Annotated in this window: 6 protein-coding genes; 2 read left to right on the top strand and 4 right to left on the bottom strand. The window is 55.1% G+C overall.

Features of this window, described 5'->3' with window-relative positions; translation table 11 throughout:
- Positions 1-545: response regulator transcription factor (locus HFM78_RS00400; protein WP_287127436.1), on the top strand; the 545-nt coding region annotated here is incomplete at its 5' end.
- Positions 546-1070: 525 nt separating this feature from the next.
- A complete protein-coding gene (locus tag HFM78_RS00395; RefSeq protein ID WP_287127435.1) occupies positions 1071-2156 on the top strand; it encodes a TIGR03032 family protein in 1086 nt (361 codons plus the stop codon).
- Here the strand turns inward: HFM78_RS00395 and HFM78_RS00390 are convergent.
- From HFM78_RS00390 to HFM78_RS00375, 4 genes are all read right to left on the bottom strand, one after another.
- A complete protein-coding gene (locus HFM78_RS00390) occupies positions 2153-4219 on the bottom strand; it encodes an FG-GAP-like repeat-containing protein (RefSeq protein ID WP_287127434.1) in 2067 nt (688 codons plus the stop codon). The genes HFM78_RS00395 and HFM78_RS00390 overlap by 4 nt on opposite strands.
- Positions 4220-4458: 239 nt before the next feature.
- A complete protein-coding gene (locus HFM78_RS00385) occupies positions 4459-5505 on the bottom strand; it encodes a ferrochelatase (protein ID WP_287127433.1) in 1047 nt (348 codons plus the stop codon).
- A 35-nt stretch (positions 5506-5540) separates the two neighbouring features.
- A complete protein-coding gene (locus HFM78_RS00380) occupies positions 5541-6374 on the bottom strand; it encodes an alpha/beta fold hydrolase (RefSeq protein WP_287127432.1) in 834 nt (277 codons plus the stop codon).
- Positions 6375-6457: 83 nt separating this feature from the next.
- A partial coding sequence (locus HFM78_RS00375) for a hypothetical protein (protein ID WP_287127431.1) occupies positions 6458-6661 on the bottom strand: 204 nt, incomplete at its 5' end.

Raw genomic sequence — 6661 nt, 5'->3', positions numbered from 1 at the left:
TACCAGACATTGCCATTGTGGATATCGGCTTACCCGATATTGACGGGGTTGAGGTGACTAAAGAGATTAAAACGAATCATCCCGAGATTCGCGTGGTAATTTTGACCCTCCAGGACATGGAAGAGACGGTGATGGCGGCGTTTGCAGCGGGTGCTGATTCCTATTGCATGAAAGACATCGCTAAGGAGAACTTGGTCCGTGCCCTGCAAGTGACCGCTGAGGGAGTTTCTTGGCTTGACCCAGCCATCGCTGGTAAAGTCCTTAAGCAACTCAAAAGTACATCCCCTGGTCGGCGTGATACCGTCACGATTCAAGCTGAAGAAGGCGATTATGCCGAGATGTTGGAAGCCTATCCCTTGACTAAGCGCGAACTTGAGGTCCTTGAACTCATTGTCCAAGGCAACAGTAATCAGGGGATTGCGGAAAAACTTTACGTTACGGTTGGCACGGTCAAAACCCATGTCCGCAACATCCTCAGTAAACTCTGTGTGGATGACCGGGCACAGGCAGCGGTTCGTGCCCTCCGTACTGGGTTAGTCGCTTAAGTTTGTACTTTTAACGTTTCAGGAGGGTAGTTCATTACCTTCCTTTATTTATTATGAACTGGGTAGGCTCATCTTAAGAGCAACATTTTAGAAGCAATTGCTCTCCCCTCGGCTGCTGATCAAAACAAGTTCGACAATGAATTTCTGATCAGAAGTGTTGAAAGTTAAGAATTCCTTTTGGCTGAGGGAAATCTTGAGGCAAGTGCCCACGCGAGCTGCGACAGGCGTAATCTGCCGCACTTTATGAACTTTTATAACGACATTCAACACTTCTGGGGTTGTTTATACTGGTCTACGTTGTCTGGAGCAGGTCTATGAACAAAGAAACTTCTTCTGTGAATGTCCCAGGGCCTGAGCTTTACATTTACCAGCGATTCTGGGCTTGGTGACGAACCCCGGTCTGCATCACTCCGGAAATACGCACGGAGTCAGCGTCAAAATCCTGCTCTTGCGAGCAAGGGTAGAAGCGGTGGCGGGGCGGGACCGCCGTGAATTATATTGGGCAACACTGTTGACTGTGTTGTGATGACGGAAGAAACCCAGGTGCCTGGGGCTGCGCCCGAGGCCGACGAACCCGCTAAAGACCCCTTAGGCTTTGATTTTTCCCTGAGTTTCCCGCAGATCCTGCATCAGTTAGGGATTTCACTATTGGTGACGACCTATCAGGCAGGGCGGGTCTATACAGTCACGAGCAATGGAGAGGATATTAAACTCGTCGGGCGTAACTACACGCGGGCTATGGGCTGCTACGTCTATCCTAGAGGTCTTCTGCTTGCCACCCAGAACCAAATCCTGTCCTTCACCCGCGCTCCCCAACTCATCCCCCGCTACTTCCCAGACCAGAACTATGACAACTTGTATTTGACCCAGTACGCCCATTACACCGGGGATATCGCCGCCCACGATGTCGTGATGATGGATGGCAAGGTCGTGGTAGTCAGCAGTACTTTTAATTGTCTGGTGACGATGAGCCCGGACCATAGCTTCATCCCGCTCTGGAAACCACACTTCATTTCGGCCCTAGTCGCAGAAGACCGTTGCCATCTAAACGGGGTCGCTTTGGTGGCGGGCCGTCCGCGCTATGTCACTTGCTTGGGAACCACGGATAAGGCCGGGGCTTGGCGCGAGAACAAAGCCACGGGCGGGGTGGTCATGGATATCAACACCAACCAAGTTATTTGTGAGGGCTTAGCCATGCCCCACTCGCCCCGCTGCTACGAGGGCGACCTGTGGGTACTGTCCTCCGGGACTGGGGAGCTCGGCATTGTCAATAGTTTAGGGTTTCAGTCCATGATTACCCTGCCGGGATTTTTGCGTGGGTTGGCGTTTGCGGGTCCCTATGCTTTTGTGGGGCTCTCCAAGATCCGTGAAAAGAAAACCTTCGGTGGTCTGCCCGTGGAGGAAAAAATCAAGGACCTGCGCTGTAGTGTCGAGGTGGTCAACCTCAAAACTGGACTTTGGGAGGGAGCGTTACGGTTCCAGGGGGATGTGGAAGAACTCTATGATGTCCAAGTCATCCCCCAGTGCCGTTTACCGCTCATTACTGGCTATGACCAAGTGGAGGACCGGCAGTTCTTTTTCAACCTCCCGGTCCCCACCACCCGTCGTTAGCGCGGACCGCCACTCTGCCAAGTCGCCCCGAGGGAGTCTAGCGGTAAAGCGGTGACGTAGCTGGTCCCGCTCATCTGCCAGACCGCATTAGTCCCGTCGGTATTGCGCCAGAAGATGTCCGGTTGACTGTCATTGTTGAAATCCCCACTCCCGGCAATGATCCAGGTCAAGTCCGTGACGGCTGGCACCGGGAAAGTACCTACAAACGTCACCCCGTTCATCTGCCAAACCTCATTGGCCCCGGTGACTTGGTTACGCCAGAGGATATCGGTCTTACCATCGCGCACAAAATCCCCCGCCCCCACAATCGCCCAACCCAAGTCGGGCTGACTCGGCAACAAGGCCGCCCCCGCGTAGAAGGTCCCGTCTAGGAACCAAACTGCGTTCTCCCCCGTGGCTTGGTTGCGCCAGAGCAGGTCCGGGCCACCGTCGCCATTGAAGTCCCCGGTCCCGCCTATCTGCCAATTGGGATCGGTCACACTTAGCAACAAAGCCGCCCCCAGGTACACCGCCCCGTCCATGAACCAAACCGCATTCTCGCCCGTGGTCCGGTTACGCCAGAGGATATCGGCGCGACTGTCATTGTTGAAGTCCGCCGTACCCCGGATTTCCCAGGCGAGGTCCGTCACCGGTGGCACAAAGACCCCATTGGTCAAGGTCGTCCCTTGCAGGAACCAAAGCGCGTTCTCGCCCGTGGTCGTGTCGCGCCAGAGTAGGTCCACACTGTTATCTAGGTTAAAATCGCCCTTTTCCAAACGGACTTGCAGGGCTGTGAGCGTCCCGCTGACTTCGTTAGCCGTCAAGACATAGAGCAAATCCCCCCGGTTGACAAATTTCACGCCCTCTGGCCCGGTCCCGGTCAAGCCCAGGTCCACCACCACCGGGAAAGCCGGGTTCGTAATATCCACCAAGGCCACTGCGTTGGCTCGTTCCAGGCCCACCGCCGCTAGGGTCCGCTCCGCAAACTGGGTCACATCCAGCACTTCGGGTTCTGAACCACCCCGGTTACTACGCGAGTCAGGATAGATCCCCCGCGTATTGGCGATGTCATCTAGCTGGCTCCCGGTATCCCCCACGAAAGCTCCGGTATTGCTATCGAACACACTCAAGGTCCGTCCACCCCGGATATCACTGCTGGCTGCGCCATTGCGGGTGTCCCCCTCGTTGGCGACCACGAAATATTTCCCGTCAGGCGTCACAACCACGCCATCGGGTTCCCGGAACTGGGTGTAGGGTGTGACGGGTTGGTAGCCGTCACTGGTTGAGACATCCGCCAAGTGATTCACCTGCCCCAATCCAAAAAACGTCAGATTCAAGTCCGACAAGCGTACCCGCACCACGCCATTATTTTCTTGCAGACTGACCAAGGCATATTGGCTATCGGGGGAGAAACCAACGGTCTCCGGCTCCAAGGTACCGGGGGTATTATCTACGGCGAGACGAGCCGCATCATCGGTACGCCCAGTGGAGAAGCCCGGTGTCCCAGTCTGGGACGGGAGGGGAACTTGGGTCTCAGTAAGGACACAACTCGTAGCCGTACAACCGCTCAGGGCAATCACCGTCAAGCTCCCCGCTCCGCCGTTATCCCCGATAGTCTCGCCCTCGGCCTCATTCGCCACGACAGCATAGCTGCCATCAGGGGCAATATCAATGGAATCCGGTAAAATTCCGGCGGGCACACTGGTCAAAAAAGCTCCATCCGAGAGCCGATAGGCACTGACCGTCCCGGTCGCCCCAATCACGCTCGGGCTACTATCGCCCTGGGCCACCAGGAAAAAATCTTGGGTCGGATGAATCGCAGCGGAGTTGAGGGTACGGGTCGTATCCACGAGAGGGACGCGCTGGGTGAGGGTAATCGCCCGGAGATTCGTCAGATCCAGCACATCCACACTGCGGTTCCCGGCGTTGGTCAAGACCCCGACATTCCCACGCACATCAACAATCTCGGCTCCATTCTCACCCAGGCCCGTATCGTAGGTCCCAGTAGGGGCAAACTGGGGCGCGGCGTGGACTGCCGCTGTCAAAAAAAGCGTGGCACACAGGCCCAGGCGAAAGAAACGCATGAGTGAATTCTCGTCAGATTAACTCTCTAGTATTCAGCTTGAAATTTAAGAACACATTAAGGAAACTCTTTGGGACCTGGGTCAAGATGACCCAAGTAGAGTTATTGGGACGATTACAGTTAGCTTATTGCTCAGTGGACGGGGCTTTTCACCTTGTTAAGCAGGCTTTTAACGCCGGGGATGGGGCTTTGGACCGGGGGCAGTAGGCTCAGAGCTGGGCAGGCCAAGCACAATTATCCTTAAGTTAAGCTTTCTAAACTAGTGGGTAAGGCATAGGCCGGACGGGACATGGGCGTTTCGGCGCGGAGTAAATCTTGGACCAAGGGCTCACTCCAGTCAGCGAGTAACCGGAGGAATTCAGCATCAGCGTTCAGGCAGTCGAGTCGATGACAGGGGATGCCTTTCTGCTCAAAGCGGCGCGTGATGTAGCCCACATCCAAAATGGTCTCGTGATTCTCCGTGACAAACCCAATCGGGCAATAGACCAGGGTACTGGCCCCGACTTCCAGGAGATTGCGTGAAGCCTGCTCCACATCAGGGATCGTCCATTGACCGGGGGTCTCGTGGTTGAGCCAGCCAATCGAGATGAGCGGATAACGTTGGATGAGCAGGGCGCGGACTCGTTCGTAGAGGGCTTGGCTCTCCTCAATCCCCGTGGTGAAACCTTTCACTTTGTAGGGCGAACCGTGGTTCATCAGGACCAGACCGATCCGGCTTGGTTGGTGGGTTTTGCTAATCCGTTCGAGGTGATCACTGACGTAACCGGCTAGCCGCTGATGGTAATCCGGTCGTTCAAAAAAAGACGGGATATAGCGCATCTCTTCAAGCCAGCGGTCCTCTTGGGCTAAGGCCGCATTGACCTGTTGAAGGGCGAGTCCACTGGTAAAAACCGAATCCACCACCAATAACGGATAGATGAGGACCCGGCGGAACCCCTGGGCGCGGATCTGGGCGAGGACCTGTTCGGGCAAGTGGGGTTCGCAGAAGTTGAAGGCTTTGAAGACTTGGACCTGTGCGCCGAACCGTTCCTGGAGTTGTTCGGCTAAGCCAGCCCGTTGCGCCTCAAAGATCTCGTTGTGGGGAGACTGGAAATTTCCCTGTCCGCCCCACTCGCGGCGGTCTGAGCCAGCCAGGATTTTGCCTAGCCAACGGTAAGCAAAGCTCGGGATCTGCAAGAATTTCGCTGTCAACAGGCGCAGGGCCATCTCGTTATAAGTGGCAAAGTTACGATAGTCTTCGACTTCGCCGTACCCGACCAGCAATACTGCTATCCGCTTGTCCTGCATAAATCCCTCGCTGATTGAACCCACGGTAACACCGTTCAAGCTATAATCGGATCTGTTGCCTGCAAAAAATTCAACAGTAACTGCTGGTATACCTGGGGCTGTTCCAACATCGGGAAATGTCCACACTTAGCCATGACCTCAAGTCGGACTTGTGGATTGAGGGGCACAACGGCTCGGGCCATGGCGACCGGGATAATTTTGTCGTACTGACCGGCAATCAGTAACGTCGGTACTGTCAGTTGACTGAACGCCCCCGGCATAATCCGGGCCGCCTTTTCACTCACTGCATCCAGCATCGTCCCTAGGGCTGCCCCGTAGTCCGCTAGAACAAAATCCGCCAGAAATTCCCTTGAATCTGCTTCGGGTAGGGCGCGATGGACAAACCGCTGTTCAAAAGCCCGGTGCGCCAAGGGGATCTTAGTGAACCAAGGGGGCCGAAAAGCAACCACCCAGCCCCCGACGATATGAAACAGCTTGAAGGACACCGGCTCATAGTTAAATACTCCCGAGCAAGTGAGTACAAGCTTCTCTACCCGTGCGGGGTAGCGGTTGGCGAAAAGGACCGCTGTGGAGGCACCTAAGGAGTGGGCATTGAGGTAAATCTTTTCAATCCCTAACTCCGTCAACAGTTGGTCTAAGTCCTCAGCGTAGGTCTCCAGGGTGAAGTCGCGCCCCGTATCCGCCGCTGTCCGCCCAAAGCCCCGTGAATCAAAGACCAGACAGGAGAACTCTTCGCTCAGCGCGGTCATCGTAGACTGCCAATACCGTGACGACCCGCCCCAGCCGTGGACAAAAACCAGAACTGGACGCTCCGGGCGCGTGGCCTGAAACTCGTAATAGTGGGCAACCCCGCCGTGGGTATAGGGCATCTTGATTGGGTAAGTGTAGGGTTTGTACCTTGCAAAATCCTCTGTCTCTTTTGAAAATTAGTGTCGAGCCTTCAAGACACGCTTCAAAGCAGGCAGTTGTAAAAGTTACAAGATTTTTCAGGTTCTTGCAGTATACCGTCCCAACGAATCAATGTAGTGAACCCCAGTATTGAGACGGCAGTTAAGCGGTTTGTTGTTTCTGCATGGCCTTCGGCCACGGAGCCTATCAAACTCCGCTGGCGGTAGATACCCCAGCACTGAATGGAACCGCTTTTGATGGTACACCT

It is taken from the genome of Candidatus Cyanaurora vandensis, from assembly GCF_013285555.1.
GTDB classification, from domain to species: Bacteria; Cyanobacteriota; Cyanobacteriia; order Gloeobacterales; family Anthocerotibacteraceae; genus Cyanaurora; species Cyanaurora vandensis.
Note: the sequence above shows the minus strand (reverse complement) of the source record. Positions and strands in the feature narration are given on the sequence as shown.